At 45.5% G+C, this 1411-nt stretch carries 1 protein-coding gene; it reads left to right on the top strand.

The genetic code is table 11. The annotated features are described in order from the left end of the window. A partial coding sequence (locus Q7P41_RS05945) for an asparagine synthetase B (protein ID WP_303882875.1) occupies window positions 1–1352 on the top strand: 1352 nt, incomplete at its 5' end. Window positions 1353–1411: the final 59 nt, after the last annotated feature.

Here is a 1411-nt window from a genome sequence, read left to right as displayed (position 1 = left end):
TAAAAATAAGGGATCAGTCCATATATGATTATCTTTCCTTTGGCATTCCCGAACCGTGGACGATTTACGATGGCGTGTATTGCTTGAAGCCCGGATATTGGATGAGGGTAAATAAGACAGGAATGGAAAGCCAGTCCTATTGGACGCTAACACGCCTGCCTAAGGTTGAAATGAGCTACCAGGAGGCACAGAAATGCCTGCGGGATTTAATCAGGGAAACGGTGAAATTGCAGCTTCGAAGCGATGTTCCTTTGGGCGTTTTTTTGTCCGGTGGCATGGACAGCAGCGTAATTACTTACGAGGCTTCACGGGAAATTGGCTCCACGCTTACGGCGTTTACAGTGGCAACTCCGGGCTTTGAAACGGACGAATCGGCCATTGCCAAGCGAACGGCCAGGGCATTGGGCATTCGTCACCAAATATTGGATATGAAAATAGCTCCAAAAGATTATATCTTTCAGGTGGTAGAGCATTACGATCAACCTTTTTCCGATTCCAGCGCAATTCCGTCGATGGCAATATCCAAGTTAGCTTCAAATTATGTAAAAGTGGTACTCAACGGCGACGGTGGAGATGAGGTCTTTGGCGGTTATCGGCGCTATGTGGCAAACAGGCATTTCGATTTGTGGGGACGTTATGTACCTTCTTTTATTTGGGGTTTGCTAGGGAACGTTTTAGGAGGATGCCCCGGTTCTAGAAGAAGCGCGCTTGGGTTTTTGCGCAGGATTACAAGGGGATCTTCGCAGTCGCCGGCTATGCGCTTCTTGACTTGGACAAATGACCAGCTTAACGACTCGGACAAAAGATCATGGTGGATAGGGAAGCGGCAATCTCCCACCGAAGCCTTGATCGAAAACAAACTAAAGGAGATTTCAAATTATTCATGGGTGGATCGACAGATTGAGCTTGATCGGGCGTTTATCCTGCCCGGGTTGCTGGTTAAGATGGACATGGCGTCTATGGCTGCATCATTAGAGGCCAGGTCTCCTTTTTTAGATCACAAGATTGTTGAATTTGCCGCGCTCTTGCCGGATTCGTATAAAGTCGGGTTAAAAATGGGCAAAAGGATTTTGCGGGATGCCTACAGCGGATTGCTCAGCGATGAAGTAACCAGGGGAAAGAAAAAAGGCTTTGAGATACCGTTATACAAATGGTTGACTGACGATTTGAAGGATTTGACTACAGATGCCCTTCTTAATCCAAATGCCATGATATATAGTTACTTGGATAAGACTCAGGTTCATTTGCTCGCCGAACAAAAAATTATGAGAGAAAGGAATTGGGCATATTTGATGTACGCCCTGCTCATTTTAGAGCTGTGGCTTCAAAGGGAAAGGAAAAATATTACTTAAGGGGTATAGTAGCTAAAATGACTGATAAAATCTTAGTTACAGGCTGTGCAGGCTTTATA

The sequence above is a fragment of the Acetomicrobium mobile genome (genome assembly GCF_937920065.1).
Note: the sequence above shows the minus strand (reverse complement) of the source record. Positions and strands in the feature narration are given on the sequence as shown.